Origin of the sequence: Marinobacterium iners (assembly GCF_017310015.1) — a bacterium.
Classification (GTDB): domain Bacteria; phylum Pseudomonadota; class Gammaproteobacteria; order Pseudomonadales; family Balneatricaceae; genus Marinobacterium; species Marinobacterium iners.
The window spans coordinates 628,786-645,518 of the sequence record NZ_CP022297.1 but is presented as its reverse complement, the minus strand read 5'-3'; the positions used below and the strand labels follow the sequence as shown (position 1 = coordinate 645,518).

Sequence of the window (16,733 nt, the reverse complement as noted above, 5' to 3'; positions counted from 1 at the left end):
GGAGCATTTTGCAGTGCCGCCTATACGAATCAATAGCTTATAACGCCAAGTGTCGAACTCGGGAGTACATGGCCAAGCTTGAGCAGGAGGTTTGCACTCTGCGCGACAAGCTTGAACGCCAGCAGATACAACACCAAAAATCACAGCAGCAAAGCAGCCGTCTGGTGATGGCTCAAGAAAAAGCATTACAGAGCTTGCGACAGCAAATTCGACCTGATGAGAATGGCCCTTCGAATGTGCAGAAAGAACTGGAATCCGTGCGCAGGAAATACCACTTGGTCGCTCGCCAGAAAGATTGGGCTCTGAAACAACTGCAGCAACGCCTGACGAACATAAAACGACTGGAAGCACGACAGGAGGCGCTTGTTGATCAACTATTGGAGACTACGCAGGAACGCGATGCCCTCGAGTCCACGGTTGAAAACCTGTTACAACCCGGCCACAGTGAGGACGAGCATAATCGAACCGCCCGCGTGTTCGACCTGAACGGCCGAAAGCTGGCCTATGTGGGTGGGCGCACAGCCCTGTTTCCAAGGCTTAAATCATTTGTAGAAGCCCACAATGGACAATTTTATTGTCATGACGGCGGCATTGAAGACAGTCACCCGGAACTCTGCCAATGCCTGTCAAAAGCAGATATGGTGTTCTGCCCTATCGACTGCGTCAGCCACAACGCCTGCCTGCAGGTCAAAAAGTATTGCAAACGCAATTCAAAGCGGTTTGTACCGCTTCGCAGCGCAAGCCTTGCAACTTTTACACACCAACTGAAACAGAGTTGTGAAACCTCTGTGGAGTAGAAGCACAACGCCAACTTCGAATTTTGCGGGCCTGTGCCGCTCCTGTTTTTTATAGGATTGATGCAGTGGAAGGCGGGGCTGTGCTCTACGACGATGCGTTTTTTTCATCCCTCCTGTCCACCGTAAACCCGTGTCCCAGCCCCACACGCCAGGACCAGACCAGAAACAGCAACAACAGGATGCCGGCTGAGAGGGCGAACGCGGTCGGAAATCCGTAAAGCTCAGCCAGAAAACCAACCATAACGGGTGCGGATGCCTGAGCAAGTCGGTTACCCATAAGTCGTGTAGCCAGACTGGGAGAACGCTGCTCACGGCTGACGCTTTCGGACAAAATCACCATCGACAGCGGCTGGGATATCCCGCCCGCGACACCGATCGCTATGGTCAGCAGAGCCAGCAGCACGACCTGGTCACCCACCATACCGGTAAGCATCAGCGCTCCCGTCACCACAACGACACCGATTTGAATCGAGCGGGTACGCCCGCCGAGCCAGTCGATCATACGCGACATCACCAATCGCACCAGCATGGAGGTCAGCGCTCTGAGGCTTAGCAGTACACCGATTAGGCTCGCGCTGATGGCAAGCCCCTCAAGGTAGATCGGCATGAAGCCTGCGTGTGCCCCCATAATAAACAGCGACACACTCGACATGATGATCGCCAGCTGTACGCCATGGTTGGTTCGAAGCAAACGCCACTGGGCAACATAGCTGGCATTGCCACGCTGACTTTTTCCGCCATAACCGGCACTGGACGAGAAAAACAGCGCACTGACAAACGACAGCAGCGGAATGAAAGCGATGGTCGCAAAAGACAGGTGCAGCGAGTAGTGTTCAATCAGATAGCCTGCAAGCAGAGGCCCCAACAGCTGTCCGGCTGACATACACATTGTGTACCAGCCGAAACAGCGCTCAAGCACTCGTCCCTGTCCAAGCCCGGACACCAATGACTGGGCGGCAATAATAAGTACCATATTAGACATGCCGGCAATAACCTGGTTGGCCAGCAGACCCGTCAAGGAGGGGAAGAACAGTGAGCATAAAGGCCCCACAGACATGCCCAAGGCCCCGGCCAGAATAATGTTTCTGGCACCCATGCGGCCCACGAAACCACCGATTGGAATGGCCAGCACCAAAGGCAAGACGTAGGGAGCTGCCACAATCAGACCGATCATGGCAGGGCTGACCTGCAGTTCCAACGCCATGAAAGGCACCGTCAGCAACAGCATGGTGTTGGCCAGCATGGCAAGTGATAGGGCAAGACTCACGACGACAAGATCACGGTAAGCTTCTGGGTAGGCTATCTCGTCTCTGGGCGTTTCAGGTGTATCCGGCACGATGCGATGTCCAAAAAACTCTCGATTCTACACCAGCCTGCTTACTGGTGAAGCATCGGGGCTCAGTTGCCAGCCGAGCAGTTTTCCCCATACAACTGCATGAATTCGCTCGCCGGCATGGGCCGATAAAACAGAAAACCCTGCCCTGTCTTGCATCCTATATCCTGCAGCAATCGGGCCTGTTCATCGGTTTCAATCCCTTCGGCTACCACTCCGAACTCCAGCTCAGAGAGCAGCTGAATTATGCCTTTAAGCAAGGTAGCCGCACGTGCATCGGTACACAGGTCCGCTACAAAACTGCGGTCGATTTTCACCACATCCAGAGGCAGGCGCCTCAGGTAGGTCAAGCTGGAATAGCCGGTCCCGAAGTCATCCAGCGCCAGGCTGAAGCCAGCAGCACGCAAACCGGCAAGCTGTCGCAACACATCGTCCGCCAGGTTGATAAATGCGGTCTCGGTCACTTCCAGTTCCAGCTGTTGTGCCTCCAAACCATATAGGGCGATGGTGTGCAGACACCAATCAACCAGATCCGGCTCCTGCAGCTGACGCGCCGACAGGTTGACACTCAGCCTCGGCAAGCCTGGCAGTAGAGTCTGCCACTGCTGCAGCAGAGCACAACTTTGACTGAACACCCAGCGGTCAAGCGCCACGATCAGACGGCTTTCTTCGGCAAGTGGGATAAACTCGCCCGGCGAGATCATTCCTTTTTCAGGATGTTGCCAACGCAACAGAACCTCTGCTCCCACCAGCGCACGGTCGATGATGTTAACCTTCGGCTGCAGGTAGAGTTCAAGCCCCAGACCGGTTTCATGCTGAATCGCCAGTCTCAGCTGTTGCTCCAGCATCAGCCGTTGACGCAATTCGTTACTCAGAGCTTCGTCGTAGAAACGATAACTGTCACGCCCGGCCTGCTTGGCCGCGATCAACGCTGTCTGGGCACAGGCCAGCAGAGTATCGGCATCATCACCATCTTTGGGAAAAACCGCCAGCCCTGCCGAAGGACTCAAGCGAATCGTCTCACCTTCAAGATATAACGGCACCTGTAACTGGCTGATACACTCACTGGCATAACGCGCCATTCCGGTCAGGTCATGGGTGTCATTGATAATAGCCACCAGCTCATCGCCGGTCAGACGAAAGAAACTGAGCCTGTCGCCCAGGTGTTGCTGCAGTCGCTCGGCCTGACGCTTGATCAGCTGGTCGCCGCCACGCATACCAAAGCGATCATTGATCGGTGACAATTGACCAATATCGATGCACATCAAGGCAATCAAGGCTGAATTTGTAGAGGGTTTTCGGTCTCGTCTCAGCAGCTGGGCAAGCGTCTGCACCAATTTGTAGCGGTTACCCATCCCCGTGAGCGGATCAGTAAATGCAAGCTCCTCGATTTGCGCTTCTTTTGCACGCATTTCGGTAAGATCATGGAAGATGGAAACAAAATTGGTTACGACGCCGTTATCATTCTTCAGCGCACTGACCGACATCCACTGCAGATAGACTTCACCACTCTTGCGCCGGTTCCAGACCTCCCCCTGCCAACTGCCGTGGTGTCGCAGCGACGTGTTCATCGTGTCATAGAAGGGCTGTTCGTGATGATTGGAGCGCAGCATTTTGGGTGTCTGCCCAATCACTTCCAATGCTGAATAACCGGTGATTTGGGTAAATGCCGGGTTAACCCGCTCGATCCGGGCGGCGGCATCCGTGACGATAATACCTTCAATAGTGCTATCCAGAATGCGTTCCGCCATTGCTTCCTGGGTTTGAAAGGCACGCTTTAAGCGCTGATCCTGGCCTATACCGGTCAAGCCGGTTACCTGACCCTGCTCATCCAGATGAGGCAAAATGCGGAGGCTAACAGGCACTTCATGGCCCGCAAGGGTGCGGAAATTCACCACCCCGGCCCAGTAACCACATTCCAGTACCTGCGGAAAAATTTCGCGAGACAGCTGCTGCCAGGTACTTTCGGTATGAAAGTCGCTGACGTGCAGCGGCTGCACACTCAGGTCATGTTCCTGACCGATTCCCAGCAGTTCACGTCCGGAGCGGTTTATAAACTCGATCCGGTAATGCTTGTCGACACTGGCAATAAAATCGCCGGTCAGATCCAGAAACTGCTGTTGTCTATCCATCGCTCAATCCAGTTATATTCCGTCAAGCGCCACTGCTCTGCCAGAATTGTGCTGCAAGCGCGTTAAAGTCCGTTGCCACTCGCAATACGTGCCGTCCGACCAGTCCATCACGCTGCAAGCGCAGCATTTTCATCACCAATTGTACCGTATCCGCCCATAAATCAGCCCCTTTTTTCCAGCCACTAACCGCCGCACACTGATTCCATCGTCACCTACGCGAGGAATCCAGCATGAACTCAGCCGAGCGCACTTACCACTGGCAACAGCACATTGAACACTGGCGTGATACTGGGCTATCCGGCGCTGCCTTCTGCAAACAGCAATCGCTGTCCTATCACCAGTTTGTCTATTGGCGCCGCAAGCTCGAAGGTACAGATGATGCGACCGATACCGAGCGCTCACCAACACCCGGCTTTGCTCGCGTCACCCAGGTGGCCGCTTCACCGCTATCGGATGATCTGACCCTGAGGCTTCCGGGTGGCATGGCCATTACAGGCCTGCATGCCGGTAATGTTGACCTGCTCGGTGCAATCCTGAGGCAGCTCTGATGAAGCCACGGTATCTGCGTCCCTCTCGGTCCATGCCCGAGATCTATCTGTACCGTGAGCCCATTGATTTTCGCAAGCAAGCCAATGGCCTGGCGGTGCTGATTGAGCAGGAGTTAGGGCGTAGCCCCTTCACTGGTGCCCTGTATGCGTTCACCAACCGGCAGCGTAACAAGATCAAGTGCCTGATGTGGGAAGACAACGGTTTTATCCTCTATTACAAGGCGCTGGCCGAAGAGAAATTCAAGTGGCCCAGCCCGGCTGATGAGCTGATGCCGCTGACCGGCGAGCAGATCAACTGGTTGCTCGATGGTTATGACATCAGTCTGCTGCAAGGCCATAAAACCGTACATTATGAGGCCGTTGGATAGCGGGTTTTGGGTGCTTCAACTGGCTGTTTTTGATATAATTTTGCCCATGAAAACACAGCCCGAAACCACCTCAAAGATGCCTGAACTCAGCGGTTTATCGACCGCTGACTTGCTGTCGATGGTGGCTGGTCTACAGCAGCAACTCCAACATCAAGAGCAGCATATCCAGAAGCGCGAGCAATACATCCTGCTGCTGGAAGAGATGCTGCGCTTGCAGCGCATCCAGCGGTTCGCGGCCAGCAGTGAAAAAACGGTCCACCAGATCCACCTCTTCGATGAGTCCGAGCTGGAAGCCGAGATCGATCAGCTGCGGGATCAGCTCCCGGATGATATTGAAGTTGCTGAAGACGATACTCCTGCTGCCGCGTCTACACCCAAACGCCGTCAGCGTGGCTTCTCTGATAATCTGCTGCGTGAGCGCATCGAGCTGTGCCTCAGCGATGAGGAAAAAGCTGGGGCAGTGAAAACCTTCTTCACCAAGGTCAAGGAAGAGCTGGAATACATCCCGGCTCAGCTCAAAGTGCTGGAATACTGGCAGGAAAAAGCGGTGTTCGAGCAGGACGGTGATGAGCGTATCCTGGCCGCGGCTCGCCCGACACACCCGCTGGGCAAATGCATCGCTACTCCGGCCCTGCTGGCTTACCTGATCACCTCCAAATATGCCGATGGCTTGCCGCTCTACCGTCAGGAGCAGATGTTCAAGCGTCTGGGCCATGAGCTGAGTCGCACCAGCATGGCCCACTGGATCATCCGTCTGGATGAGGTGTTCAAACCGCTGATCAACCTGATGCGGGAAGCGCAGAACAGTGCGGCCTACCTGCAGGCCGACGAAACCCGCATCCAGGTACTCAAAGAGGATGGCAAAGCTGCCCAATCCGATAAATGGATGTGGGTGACCCGAGGCGGACCGCCGGGCCAACCGTCCGTCCTGTTCGCCTATGATCCCTCCCGAAGTGGAGCGGTGCCCGTGCGCCTGCTCGATGACTTCAAGGGTGTGCTGCAGGCGGATGGTTACTCCGGTTATGAACCGATCTGTTCAGCCAATAAGCTGACCCGCATTGGCTGCTGGGATCACGCCCGCCGCAAGTTCATCGAAGCGACCAAAGCGGCCAAGCCGGCGGGTAAAGGCAAACAGGCCAAGCTGTCCAAAGCGGATGTGGCACTCAGTCACATCAACAAACTGTATGCCATCGAACGTCAGATCAAGGACCTGAGCATTGCCGAACGCTATCAGATCCGTCAGGCATCGAGCCTGCCTCGACTGGAAGCGTTCAAGGCCTGGCTGGACGCCAACGTGGGTCGCGTGATGAAAGGCGGGTTAACTCGCAAAGCTATGGAATACACCCTGAACCAGTGGCCCACCCTGATCGGCTACTGTGAGCGGGGTGACCTGCACATCAGCAACGTGCTGGCCGAGAATGCCATCCGTCCGTTCGCCGTGGGTCGCAAGGCCTGGTTGTTCGCGGATACCCCGCAGGGCGCTCACGCCAGCGCCACCTGCTACTCCCTGATCGAAACGGCCAAAGCCAACGACCTGGAACCCTCGGCGTACATCCGGCATGTGCTGGAGCGTATCGCCAACGCCGACACACTGGAAAAGCTGGAGCGACTGCTGCCCTGGAATGTTGAACTGGAGCGGACTTCAAAAAAAGTGGCGCAGTACAGTTAAGGGCAAGTGGGTCGTTTTAACGGCGTGTACATTGTACCCAACCGATCCCATCATGGCGCCCGGTGCAGATATAACGCGCCACGGGGTCACCAATTGCCACCTGTGCCTCGGCAGCAAGCTCTCGCCAGGGTTACATGGTCCAGACGATCAACAGAGTAGAAAGAATATTAGCACTATCTGAAAACGTTTCTTCTTGTTGTGTAACCGGCATGTTGATCTTCAACCGAGATCTCCTGCTGGGCGTACAGTGACTCACTGAGAATGCAGCCATGAAAAGACACTACTTTAGTATCAAAAGCGAAGCAATAACCCTTTAGGTTGTGTCGAATTGTTCAAAATACATTTTTAACTGGATCACCTGCCCTCACGATTGCCAACGGCTGCACACTCCTGGAGCCGAGTGCGTTTTATTGGTGCACAAATCAAGAGCACAACATTGTCATATCCATGTAACACATTGTAAATATTTGTATTTATCAACACTGGCACAGCTTTCGCTTTTACAGGATCAACAAGCGGCACTCAATGCCCGACTTGCTATTTCAAGAGACTGTAAGGGGAATATGATGAAAAAGCTGACCAAATCTCTGATCGCTGCCGGCCTGCTGACTGCATCCGCTGCCGCAAGCGCTGAACTGTCGGTCAACGTGGGCGCCATGAGCGACTACTGGTTCCGTGGCATTGATCAGACCGGCAACAACGCCAGCCTGATGGCTGGTGCGGACTATGACTTCGGTAATGGTTTCTACGTCGGCACCTGGGGTGCTCAGCTGGACGATGCTGAAATCGAATACGATCTCTACGGTGGCTACGCCGGTGAAATCGGCGACTTCACCTACGATGTAGGCTACGCTGGCTACTTCTACACTGTTGATGATGCATCCGATTACCATGAACTCATCCTGGGCGGCGGTTACAAATTTCTGAGCGCCCAGTTTGTCCTTGGCCGTGAAAATGTTGACGGCGCAGGTGATGACGCCGACTACACCTTCTTCAGCCTGACAGGTGAATACGAAGGCGCCTACCTGACCTATGGTGTATTCGGTGAAGACTATGACGGTGACTACGTTGAAGCCGGTTACGGTACAACTATTCAGGGCCTGGACATGAGCCTGGCATTCATCAAACAGTTGGACACTGAACTCGACGGCGATGGCGAGAAAGACTCCGAATTTGTCTTCACCATCAGCAAGACCTTCGATCTCTGATCAGACATCTCCTCTGCGTTACTGAACATACTAAGGTTATCTTGGGGCCCTGCGGGGCCTCTTTTTTTCAACTGCCGTCGGGTTTCAGATCAGTACCCGCTTCCGTTATCATGCCCACCTGTATCACTGTTTTGGAGCCTAAATGGCGACCTACGCAATTGGTGATCTGCAGGGCTGTTATAACGAATTGATGCAGCTTCTTGAGCAGATCAACTTCAACGACCAGGATCAACTCTGGTTTACTGGCGATCTGGTCAACCGTGGTCCCGGTTCACTGCAATGCCTGCGCTTTGTCAAAAGTTTGGGGGATCGCGCTGTCTGTGTACTGGGCAACCACGACCTGCACCTGCTGGCCCTGCACAATGGCAACGGAAAGAAAGCAAACTCCACACTGGAACCGATTCTGGCCGCACCCGACCGGGATGAGCTGATGCACTGGCTGCAACACCGCCCCCTGCTGCACGATGACAAGTCGCTGGGCTACGTCATGACCCACGCCGGCATTCCTCATATCTGGAGTCTGAAAACTGCCCGCAATCTGGCTGCCGAGCTTGAAGCTGTGCTCCAAAGCGACAGAGCCGAACGTTTTTTTGCCAATATGTACGGCAACCAGCCTGATCTTTGGCAGGACGACCTCAAGGGACCCGCGCGTTTGCGCTGTATCACCAATTATTTGACCCGAATGCGCTTCATCACGACCGAAGGGCGGCTGGAATTCAGTGCCAGCGGCCGCCCTGAAGAGGCGCCCAACGGTTTTCGCCCCTGGTTTGAACTGCCGCCGGCCAAACCACTCAAACGCATACAACTGTACGGCCACTGGGCTGCACTGGGGCATCATCGCAATGAGCGCAGCATCTCGCTCGATACCGGCTGCGTATGGGGTAACGCCCTAAGCGCACTGCGCCTGGATGATGGCCAGCTGTTCAGCCAACCCTGCACTGACCACCCAACACCCGGAGACTGACACGTGAGCGAGTACCGCTGTATCAACATCACCGAAGCCTGTGACCTGATCGACCAGGGTGCACAGGTAGTCGATATCCGCGATGAAACCAGCTTCAACGAGCTTCACATCCGCGATGCAACCAACCTCAGCAACCACAACCTGCCGGAGTACCTTGCACAGGCAGACTTTGACCAGCCCTTGATTGTCTGCTGCTACCACGGCATCAGCAGTCAGTCGGCAGCCGCTTATCTGGCACATCAAGGGTTTGAACAGGTCTGTAGCCTGGACGGTGGTTTTGAAGCCTGGCGCGCACAGTGCCCGGACCGTTGCAGCCGCTGATGCAGATTTATCTGGTCGGCGGCGCAGTCAGGGATCGACTGTTGGGGCTTGAGGTCAAGGACAGAGATTGGGTGGTGGTCGGCGCCACTCCGGACGAAATGCTGGGTCGGGGTTTCAAACCGGTCGGACGTGATTTTCCCGTGTTTTTGCATCCGGATACCGGTGAGGAATACGCTCTGGCCCGTACCGAACGCAAAAGCGGCAAGGGGTATACCGGCTTCCAGTTCCATACCAGCCCGGATGTTACACTCGAAGAAGACCTGCGCCGCCGCGACCTGACCGTCAACGCCATCGCGGAAGCGGAAGACGGCACGCTGCACGACCCCTGGCACGGTCAGGATGACATCAAGACGCGGATGCTGCGCCACGTTTCACCGGCCTTCAGTGAAGACCCGCTGCGAGTACTGCGAGTGGCGCGCTTCTATGCCCGCTTCGCCGATCTTGGCTTTCAGGTTGCTGACGAAACGCTGGCACTGATGCGCGAACTCAGCGCCGGGGATGAACTTGCCCACCTGACGCCCGAACGCGTCTGGCAAGAAACGGAGCGCGCGCTGGCCACTTCCAGCCCCGCACATTACTTCGCCCTGCTGCAAAAGACGGGGGCGCTGGACAGCCTCTTTCCCCAACTGGAAGGGCTGGACACCAATCGATTGGCTCAGCGTCTGTCTGGTTTGGCCGATACCGACGCACGACCAGCCATGGCGTTGGCTCTGCTGCTGTACCAGGCCACCGAATCGATACTGCCAGAACAGGCCTGCGACATTATCGGTAATTTTTGCAGCCAGCACCGCGTACCCAACCGGATGCGCGATCTGGCACTGAAACTGCGCCAGGGTATAAACGGTCTGTATCAGTTTGACCGGCTTGACGGCAACGCACGGCTACAGCTGCTGAAACAACTGGACCTGATCAGGCGCCCTGCTCTCATGCCTACGCTTCTGCAGCTGGCCCGACATATCCACGTCATGCCGGTAAAGCGGGAAGCCGCTCTGCAGCGACAGCTGATGCAGTTGTCTGAAGTGGATACCCGCACGCTGATTGAGCAGGGCTTCAGCGGCAAGGCTCTGGGAGAGGAGCTGGCCCGACAGCAGGCTGGAATCTGCGCGCGGTACAAGGAGTAAAATGCCATGAGCACACGTCCGCTGGCACTGGTCACCGGTGCCGCACTCAGGATCGGCGCAACCATCTGTGAACGTCTGCATGATGCAGGCTACGATCTGTTACTGCATTACCGCCATTCGGCCGAAGCTGCTACCGCACTGTCCGAACAGCTCAATCAACGCCGCGGCGACAGCTGTCGACTATTGCAGTGTGATCTGGCCAATCTCGATGAGCTGCAGGGAATGATCGACACACTCGGCACAGAGACCCGCTTGGGTCTGCTGGTCAACAATGCCTCCAGCTTTTACCCCACCCCGGTGGATCAGGCGACACAGGACGACTGGGATCAGCTGATCAACAGCAACCTGCGTGCTCCCTTCTTCCTGAGCACTGCGCTGGCTCCGCAGCTGAAACACAACAGTGGCTGCATCATCAATCTGGTGGATATACATGCCGAGCGCGGCTTGAATGGTTACCCGATCTACTCCATCGCCAAGGCCGGTCTGAAAATGATGACTCATTCCCTGGCAAAGGAGCTGGCCCCTGAAGTGCGAGTCAACGGTATCGCTCCAGGGCCCATTCTGTGGCCTGAAGCTGAAGCGACATTGAGTGAGACGGCACGGGAGCAGGTACTCGCCAAAACACTGTTACGCCGCACCGGTTCACCCGAAGACATCGCTCAGGCCGTGCTCTACCTCGCTCAGGCCGGTTATGTTACCGGACAGGTATTGGCCGTGGACGGCGGGCGCTCACTCTACAGCTGAATCTGTCCGCGAAATGGCTCGCCCATGCCAGCTGAAATTGATCGGCCACAGCTTCTGCTCCCGATCATAGGTCTGCCAGAGTTCAGCATAGGGACGCTGGAGCACCGGGTGCAGGTCATCCGGTGCAATTTCGGCCAACGGCAGCAGCACAAAGGCGTTATTGAGAATTTCGTCACGCGGCAGCTGCACCCCGGCCACCGGCTCAGTCAACTCATCGTAGGTCAGGATATCAATATCGAGCGTACGGCCACTGAAGCGGGGACCACTGCGCTCGCGGCCATTATCATCTTCAATCCGTTTGAGGCTGGCCGAGAGCTCGGCCACATCCAGATCGGTTTCAATCCCGACCACCAGGTTATAGAAGTTATCGCCCTTGAAGCCTACCGCTTCACTTTCATACACCGACGAAATCTGCAAATGCCCAAACCGGCGGCTCAGTGCATCAAGCGCAGCGCGAATATAGTGCTCACGCTCGATGTTGCTGCCCAGACTGAGGTAAACCCGGTGCATCAGCCCCGCTCTCCTCGCTCGATGATCACCCCCACATCACGTGCACCACGTACGGCGCCGGGCTTGCTCAAGCGCAGCCGCAGCCAGGGTACGTTAAACTCTTCCTGCACAATCTGAGCGATCTCTTCGGCCATGGTCTCGACCAGCAGGAATTCACTCTGGCCAATAAACGCAATCAGCCGCTTGGCTACAGTCTTGTAGTTGAGAGTGCTGTCGATATCTTCAGTGGCGGCAGCTGCACGAATATCCGTCCCCATCTCCAGATCGAGACTCACGGTCTGGCGCACTTCACGCTCCCAGTCGTAAATACCGATAACGGTTTCAACCTGCAGTTCTCGAATGTAGACGATATCCATCTGTACTCCCGTCGGTACGGCGCATGCCAGAGTTGCATTGTAGCTGACACCCGCCTTGTATATGCTTGATTTGAGGCAGTTGTTAATTTACCACGCTGGCAGTCGCTCCGCGAAGGATCGATGCCGGCCCGTCTGGAATCCTGCATGTTTGAATTCTGGCTGCTGTTGTGCGCCTACCTGCTCGGCTCTTTTTCAAGTGCTGTGCTGGTCTGTCGTGCAATGGGGCTGCCAGACCCTCGCCAGAGTGGCTCCGGCAACCCCGGCGCCACCAACGTGCTTCGGACAGGTGGCCGAGAAGCCGCCATCCTGACGCTGGCAGGCGATCTCGGCAAGGGCTCACTGGCCGTGCTGCTGGCTCTGCTGTCCGGTGCCTCACTGCAGCTGCAGGGCTGGTGTTTGCTGGCTGCGGTCTGCGGCCATCTGTTTCCGTTTTTCAGCAGCCTGCGCGGCGGCAAGGGTGTCGCCACTACGCTTGGCGCCATGCTGGTACTGCACTGGCCTCTGGCACTGATTCAGCTGGCATGCTGGGGGATCCTTTTTGGACTGAGCCGCATTTCGTCATTGGCATCCATCGCCACCGCCCTGCTGACACCCCTGCTCTGCCTGTTGCTGTTGCCCGAACTGATCTGGTCGATCAGTATCACCTGCCTGCTGTTGCTGCTGCGTCACAGCAGCAACCTCCGCAAGCTGATAAGCGGTCGAGAACACCGCTTTTAAATCGCATCCAGCGTATCCAGTGGCCAACGCGGTCGGCACTGGATGGTCAGATCAGCCTGCTGTCCTGCCAACAGCCGCTGACAACCGGCATATGCAATCATCGCACCATTATCGGTACAGAATTCGGGACGAGCGTAAAACAGCTCTGCACGCTCCTTTTGCACCATGGCACCCAGTTTTTCACGCAGATGCCGGTTGGCACTGACCCCACCGGCAATAACCAACTGCTTCAAACCCGTTTGCTGCAGGGCGCGCTTGCACTTGATCGCCAACGTATCCACCACCGCATCCTCAAACGCACAGGCGATATCCGCCAATGTCTGCGGATCGATCCGGCCCAGTTCATCTCGTGCGGCGTTGGCCGTATTCAGGGTAAAGGTCTTCAGTCCCGAAAAACTGAACTCCAGCCCGGGGCGATCGGTCATGGGCCGCGGAAAACGGTAGCGACTGCGATCCCCCTGCTGTGCCAGTTTGGCGATCAAGGGGCCGCCCGGGTAATCAAGACCCAACATCTTGGCTGCCTTGTCGAAAGCTTCACCAGCGGCATCATCCAAGGACTCACCCAGCAGTTCGTAACGACCGATACCATCCACACGTACCAACTGTGTGTGACCACCCGACACCAGCAGTGCCACAAAGGGGAAGGCCGGAGGCTGTTCTTCCAGCATCGGCGCCAACAGATGGCCTTCCATATGATGCACCCCAATCGCAGGTACTCCCAGCCCAAGCGCCAGCGCACGGCCGGTTGAGGCGCCCACCATCAGCGCACCGATCAGCCCTGGGCCAGAGGTATAGGCTACGCCATCCAGATCGGCCAGCGTCAAATCCGCCTTCGCCATCACTTCGCGGATCAGCGGCAGCAGTTTGCGCACATGGTCACGAGACGCCAGTTCAGGCACAACGCCACCATATTCGGCGTGCATTTTGACCTGGCTATACAGCGCATCCGACAGCAATCCCTGCTTGCTGTCGTACACCGCCACACCGGTTTCATCACAGGATGTCTCAATTCCCAGCACTCGCATAACAGCCTCTTCGACAACGCAGTTGCAATATAGACGGCATTATCCTTCAGATAGAGGCAAAATTCACGGGTCTTTGCTTTACACCACAGCCCGGGCTTAATAAAATATGCGGCCTTCTTGCCAGGGATCCCTGATCCGAGCGGGGAGAAAATCCAATTTCCTTACAGATTCAGGAGACTCTGAATGCCTCAGGTTAAAGTAAAAGACAACGAGCCGTTTGACGTTGCTCTGCGTCGTTTCAAGCGTTCTTGCGAAAAAGCCGGCATCCTGGCTGAAGTACGTCGTCGTGAATGCTATGAAAAGCCCACTTCCGTTCGCAAGCGTAAGGCTGCTGCTGCCGTTAAGCGTCATGCCAAGAAGCTGCAGCGCGAAACTTCACGCCGCGTACGTCTGTACTGATTTGACGTTTTAGCATCTGAACTCACTGCCACCGGAGCCTCTTGAATGTCTGATCTGAAAAGTACACTGACAGAACAGATGAAAGATGCCATGCGCGCAAAGGACAAGGTTCGCCTTGGTACGATCCGCATGATTCAGGCCGAGATACAGCGTGTCGAAGTCGATGAGCGTGTTGAGCTCAACGATGAACGCATTCTGGCCGTGATGGACAAGATGCAGAAGCAGAGAAAAGACTCCATTACCCAGTACCTGGCGGCTGAGCGCCCGGAGCTGGCAGAAAAGGAGCAGCAGGAGCTGGAGGTGATTAAAACTTTCCTGCCGCAGCCACTCAGTGATACTGAGATCGCTCAGATAATTGATGACGCCATCGCCGCATCAGGCGCAAGCTCGATGCAGGATATGGGCAAAGTGATGGCACTCGTCAAACCCCAGGTTCAGGGCCGCGCCGACATGGGCAGCATCTCCGGCCTGGTGAAGCAGAAACTCTAAGGTCCGCATACGCTGACCTGTCCGCAGCGGAGCGAACATGGCAGGTCGAATACCCCAACACTTCATTGACGACCTCCTTGCACGCGTCAACATTGTTGACGTGATAGACGGCCGCGTAAAGCTCAAGCGCGCCGGCAAGAATTACTCTGGCCTCTGTCCTTTCCACAAGGAAAAGAGCCCCTCCTTTTCGGTAAGCCCCGACAAACAGTTCTATTATTGTTTCGGCTGCGGCGCCGGCGGCAACGCGCTCGGCTTCCTGATGGAATATGATCGTCTCAACTTCCCCGAAGCCGTAGAAGAACTGGCCAAACTCGCCGGTGTCGACGTTCCCCGAGATGAAGGCCGACCTGCCGACCATCAGCGCGAACAGGAGATCAAGCGCCAGTTTGAAGCATTGGAGCACTCCAACCGTTACTTTCAGGACATGCTGCGCAGCTCCTCCGAGCGCGAGCGCGCCATCGGCTACCTGAAGCAGCGAGGCCTCAGCGGCCAGATCGCCGCGGCTTTCGGTATCGGCTACGCTCCTCCGGGCTGGGACAATCTGTTGCAACACTTTGCTCATCTGGAGAATGCCGCCCCCCTGCTGGAGCAGTCCGGCATGGTGATCCACAACGAAGACAAGCAACGCTATTACGACCGTTTTCGTGACCGTATCATGTTTCCAATCCGGGATGTGCGCGGGCGTGTACTCGGCTTCGGCGGACGCGTTCTGGGCGACGACAAGCCAAAATACCTGAACTCGCCGGAAACACCGACCTTCCACAAGGGGCGTGAACTCTACGGACTGTATGAAGCGCGCAAGCACAGCAATCAGCTGGAACGACTGCTGATTGTCGAGGGCTACATGGACGTGGTCAGCCTGGCCCAGCACGGCATCCACTGGTCCGTCGCCACACTGGGAACCGCAACCACTGCGCAACACCTTGAGCGCCTGTTCAAGCTGGTACCCGAGGTGATCTTCTGCTTCGACGGCGATGCAGCCGGGCGCCAGGCAGCCCAACGCGCACTGGGCGTTACACTGCCAGTGATTCGTGACGGCCAGGAAGCTCGATTCCTGTTTCTTCCCGATGGCGAAGATCCTGACACACTGGTTCGCCGCGAAGGCGAAACGGCTTTTTCCCAGCGAGTAAACCAGGCCCTGCCGCTGAGTGAGTTCTTCTTCCGACAACTGTCAGATGAAGCCGATTTGAGCAGCATGGATGGCCGCGCCCGTTTCAGCAACCAGGCCCTGCCGCTCATCCAGTCGATGCAGCCCAGCCTGTTGAAGCAAATGATGCTGGATCGCATCTGTGAAATCACCGGGCTGTCACTGGAACAGATCAGCAGCGTTATCGACCTGCACCAAGCAACCAGCACGCCAGCACCAATCAGTGCAGAGAAAGGCTCGCAGCCGGCTTCCACGCCCAACCCTTACCAGCAAGTACGACCAGCATCTGTACGCAACAAACCAACCCAAAGCGAGCATCGCAACCTAGTCAATCAGGCCATTTCCATCCTGCTGCACCGACCAGACCTGGCTCGCTCTACAGCACCAGCGGCCGACTTTGTCAGCATTAGTGAAACCAACATCGGCGTACTGATCCGACTGCTGCATTATCTACAGCAGGAACCTGAAGGCTCTCTCGGCACGCTGCTGGTTGACTGGCAGGACGACCCCGACCATCGCGCCGATCTGATGTTGCTGAATGAGATCTCACACCTGGACCCGGTGATGGGTGATGTGGACGCTGCACGCCTGCTGGAGGACACTCTCAACCGCCTGTTGGGCCGTCGCCATGAGACTTTGCTTGACCAGCTCTTGAAAAAATCGCGTCAGGCCCCATTAACCGATGATGAGAAACGCGAGCTGCAGCAGCTACTGCAAAGCCGCCAACCATGAAGGTTTTTTGCTTTTTTCTGCAAGCGTCTGATTTCTGGTCTATTCTCATACCAACTCAGGTATATGCCTGCAGTGCAGTAAAGACCAGCTGTAGCCGCAACGTCGGCAAACAGGTATAATACTGCGCTTATTTTTACGCCATCCGTCACACCA

18 protein-coding genes are annotated in these 16,733 nt (G+C 56.1%); 13 read left to right on the top strand and 5 right to left on the bottom strand.

Features of this window, described 5'->3' with window-relative positions:
- Positions 1-68: 68 nt before the first annotated feature.
- Positions 69-797 (top strand): DUF2325 domain-containing protein, encoded by a 729-nt coding sequence (locus CFI10_RS03120; protein WP_206839228.1) that lies wholly within the window; start codon positions 69-71, stop codon positions 795-797.
- Positions 798-882: 85 nt separating this feature from the next.
- On the opposite strand, the gene CFI10_RS03115 is transcribed toward CFI10_RS03120, so the two are convergent.
- Both CFI10_RS03115 and CFI10_RS03110 read right to left on the bottom strand, forming a co-directional pair.
- Positions 883-2,133 carry an MFS transporter gene (locus CFI10_RS03115; protein WP_206839225.1) on the bottom strand — a complete coding sequence of 417 codons (1,251 nt, stop codon included), beginning with the start codon at positions 2,131-2,133 and terminating at the stop codon, positions 883-885.
- Positions 2,134-2,195: 62 nt separating this feature from the next.
- Entirely contained in the window at positions 2,196-4,262 is a 2,067-nt protein-coding gene (locus CFI10_RS03110) for a putative bifunctional diguanylate cyclase/phosphodiesterase (protein ID WP_206839223.1), read from the bottom strand.
- Between the two features lie 230 nt (positions 4,263-4,492).
- Between CFI10_RS03110 and tnpA the strand changes: the two genes are divergently transcribed.
- From tnpA to CFI10_RS03070, 8 genes are all read left to right on the top strand, one after another.
- A complete protein-coding gene (tnpA, locus tag CFI10_RS03105) occupies positions 4,493-4,810 on the top strand; it encodes an IS66 family insertion sequence element accessory protein TnpA (RefSeq protein ID WP_206834810.1) in 318 nt (105 codons plus the stop codon).
- Between the two features lie 32 nt (positions 4,811-4,842).
- Positions 4,843-5,178, top strand: coding sequence for an IS66 family insertion sequence element accessory protein TnpB (gene tnpB / locus CFI10_RS03100; protein ID WP_206834807.1), 336 nt, complete (start codon positions 4,843-4,845; stop codon positions 5,176-5,178).
- Between the two features lie 46 nt (positions 5,179-5,224).
- Positions 5,225-6,847 carry an IS66 family transposase gene (tnpC, locus tag CFI10_RS03095; RefSeq protein WP_206834804.1) on the top strand — a complete coding sequence of 541 codons (1,623 nt, stop codon included), beginning with the start codon at positions 5,225-5,227 and terminating at the stop codon, positions 6,845-6,847.
- Positions 6,848-7,410: 563 nt separating this feature from the next.
- The gene (locus CFI10_RS03090) at positions 7,411-8,055 is read left to right on the top strand and encodes a TorF family putative porin (protein WP_206839216.1); all 645 of its coding nucleotides are present in this window, start codon (positions 7,411-7,413) and stop codon (positions 8,053-8,055) included.
- Positions 8,056-8,197: 142 nt separating this feature from the next.
- Positions 8,198-9,019, top strand: coding sequence for a symmetrical bis(5'-nucleosyl)-tetraphosphatase (locus tag CFI10_RS03085; RefSeq protein ID WP_206839214.1), 822 nt, complete (start codon positions 8,198-8,200; stop codon positions 9,017-9,019).
- Positions 9,020-9,022: 3 nt separating this feature from the next.
- Entirely contained in the window at positions 9,023-9,340 is a 318-nt protein-coding gene (glpE, locus tag CFI10_RS03080; RefSeq protein ID WP_206839211.1) for a thiosulfate sulfurtransferase GlpE, read from the top strand.
- Positions 9,340-10,461, top strand: a complete 1,122-nt coding sequence (locus CFI10_RS03075) for a tRNA nucleotidyltransferase/poly(A) polymerase-related protein (RefSeq protein WP_206841873.1) — start codon at positions 9,340-9,342, stop codon at positions 10,459-10,461. Before glpE ends, CFI10_RS03075 begins: the two co-directional genes overlap by 1 nt.
- 6 nt (positions 10,462-10,467) lie before the next feature.
- On the top strand, positions 10,468-11,205 hold the full coding sequence (locus CFI10_RS03070) for a pteridine reductase (protein WP_206839204.1): 738 nt from the start codon (positions 10,468-10,470) through the stop codon (positions 11,203-11,205).
- Here CFI10_RS03070 and folK read toward each other — a convergent pair.
- On the bottom strand, positions 11,191-11,715 hold the full coding sequence (folK, locus tag CFI10_RS03065; protein ID WP_206839202.1) for a 2-amino-4-hydroxy-6-hydroxymethyldihydropteridine diphosphokinase: 525 nt from the start codon (positions 11,713-11,715) through the stop codon (positions 11,191-11,193). The two genes, CFI10_RS03070 and folK, sit on opposite strands and share 15 nt — an antisense overlap.
- On the bottom strand, positions 11,715-12,071 hold the full coding sequence (gene folB, locus CFI10_RS03060; RefSeq protein WP_091822198.1) for a dihydroneopterin aldolase: 357 nt from the start codon (positions 12,069-12,071) through the stop codon (positions 11,715-11,717). Before folB ends, folK begins: the two co-directional genes overlap by 1 nt.
- Positions 12,072-12,215: 144 nt before the next feature.
- Between folB and plsY the strand changes: the two genes are divergently transcribed.
- A complete protein-coding gene (gene plsY, locus CFI10_RS03055) occupies positions 12,216-12,788 on the top strand; it encodes a glycerol-3-phosphate 1-O-acyltransferase PlsY (RefSeq protein WP_206839200.1) in 573 nt (190 codons plus the stop codon).
- Here the strand turns inward: plsY and tsaD are convergent.
- Positions 12,785-13,813, bottom strand: a complete 1,029-nt coding sequence (gene tsaD, locus CFI10_RS03050; RefSeq protein ID WP_206839194.1) for a tRNA (adenosine(37)-N6)-threonylcarbamoyltransferase complex transferase subunit TsaD — start codon at positions 13,811-13,813, stop codon at positions 12,785-12,787. The genes plsY and tsaD overlap by 4 nt on opposite strands.
- Positions 13,814-13,996: 183 nt before the next feature.
- Between tsaD and rpsU the strand changes: the two genes are divergently transcribed.
- The 3 genes from rpsU to dnaG are packed head-to-tail and all read left to right on the top strand — an operon-like array spanning position 13,997 to position 16,580.
- Positions 13,997-14,212: a 30S ribosomal protein S21 gene (rpsU, locus tag CFI10_RS03045; protein ID WP_091822206.1), complete on the top strand. Its 216-nt coding sequence runs from the start codon at positions 13,997-13,999 to the stop codon at positions 14,210-14,212.
- 45 nt (positions 14,213-14,257) lie between these two features.
- Positions 14,258-14,701 (top strand): GatB/YqeY domain-containing protein, encoded by a 444-nt coding sequence (locus CFI10_RS03040; protein ID WP_091822209.1) that lies wholly within the window; start codon positions 14,258-14,260, stop codon positions 14,699-14,701.
- 37 nt (positions 14,702-14,738) lie between these two features.
- Positions 14,739-16,580 carry a DNA primase gene (gene dnaG, locus CFI10_RS03035; RefSeq protein ID WP_206839186.1) on the top strand — a complete coding sequence of 614 codons (1,842 nt, stop codon included), beginning with the start codon at positions 14,739-14,741 and terminating at the stop codon, positions 16,578-16,580.
- Positions 16,581-16,733 lie beyond the last annotated feature (153 nt).

Excerpts from the sequence above, each read along its gene's own strand:
- CFI10_RS03120 (WP_206839228.1), top strand. The coding sequence starts at position 69 with ATGGCCAAGCTTGAGCAGGAGGTTTGCACTCTGCGCGACAAGCTTGAA.
- CFI10_RS03110 (WP_206839223.1), bottom strand. The coding sequence starts at position 4,262 with ATGGATAGACAACAGCAGTTTCTGGATCTGACCGGCGATTTTATTGCC.
- tnpA (WP_206834810.1), top strand. The coding sequence starts at position 4,493 with ATGAACTCAGCCGAGCGCACTTACCACTGGCAACAGCACATTGAACAC.
- tnpB (WP_206834807.1), top strand. The coding sequence starts at position 4,843 with ATGCCCGAGATCTATCTGTACCGTGAGCCCATTGATTTTCGCAAGCAA.
- tnpC (WP_206834804.1), top strand. The coding sequence starts at position 5,225 with ATGAAAACACAGCCCGAAACCACCTCAAAGATGCCTGAACTCAGCGGT.
- CFI10_RS03090 (WP_206839216.1), top strand. The coding sequence starts at position 7,411 with ATGATGAAAAAGCTGACCAAATCTCTGATCGCTGCCGGCCTGCTGACT.
- CFI10_RS03085 (WP_206839214.1), top strand. The coding sequence starts at position 8,198 with ATGGCGACCTACGCAATTGGTGATCTGCAGGGCTGTTATAACGAATTG.
- CFI10_RS03075 (WP_206841873.1), top strand. The coding sequence starts at position 9,340 with ATGCAGATTTATCTGGTCGGCGGCGCAGTCAGGGATCGACTGTTGGGG.
- CFI10_RS03070 (WP_206839204.1), top strand. The coding sequence starts at position 10,468 with ATGAGCACACGTCCGCTGGCACTGGTCACCGGTGCCGCACTCAGGATC.
- folK (WP_206839202.1), bottom strand. The coding sequence starts at position 11,715 with ATGCACCGGGTTTACCTCAGTCTGGGCAGCAACATCGAGCGTGAGCAC.
- folB (WP_091822198.1), bottom strand. The coding sequence starts at position 12,071 with ATGGATATCGTCTACATTCGAGAACTGCAGGTTGAAACCGTTATCGGT.
- plsY (WP_206839200.1), top strand. The coding sequence starts at position 12,216 with ATGTTTGAATTCTGGCTGCTGTTGTGCGCCTACCTGCTCGGCTCTTTT.
- tsaD (WP_206839194.1), bottom strand. The coding sequence starts at position 13,813 with ATGCGAGTGCTGGGAATTGAGACATCCTGTGATGAAACCGGTGTGGCG.
- rpsU (WP_091822206.1), top strand. The coding sequence starts at position 13,997 with ATGCCTCAGGTTAAAGTAAAAGACAACGAGCCGTTTGACGTTGCTCTG.
- CFI10_RS03040 (WP_091822209.1), top strand. The coding sequence starts at position 14,258 with ATGTCTGATCTGAAAAGTACACTGACAGAACAGATGAAAGATGCCATG.
- dnaG (WP_206839186.1), top strand. The coding sequence starts at position 14,739 with ATGGCAGGTCGAATACCCCAACACTTCATTGACGACCTCCTTGCACGC.